Here is a 386-nt window from a genome sequence, read left to right on the forward strand (position 1 = left end):
GGTCGGCGGCGCGTCGGTGGCGCCGTTGATGGTCACCGTCAGGGTGGCGGTGCTCTGGCTGCCATCGGCGTCGGTGACGGTGTAGGCGAAGGTCTCGGTCAGCGACTCGCCGTCGTCCAGCGCCTGCACGGCGCCGTTCGAGGAATCGACCCGGTAGGACCAGCTGCCGTCGCCGTTGTCGACGAAGGTGCCGTACTCGGCCGCGGCCACGTCGTCGGCGTCGAAGGCGACCTCGCCGAGGCCGTCGGCGCCGGTGTCGTCGTTGCCCAGCACGTCGCCGCCGATCGCGGTGGTGGCGTCCTCGTCGGTAGCGGCACGGTCGTCGTCGGCCTCGGGCGCGGTGTCGTCGATGCGGATATCCAGGCTGTCGCTGGTCGACTCGCCGG

At 72.0% G+C, this 386-nt stretch carries 1 protein-coding gene; it reads right to left on the reverse strand.

Features of this window, described 5'->3' with window-relative positions:
* On the reverse strand, positions 1 to 386 hold a 386-nt coding region (locus ACXAFN_RS18330; protein WP_474991173.1), incomplete at both ends, for a VCBS domain-containing protein.

Source organism: Halomonas sp. ABH4_019 (assembly GCF_056159885.1).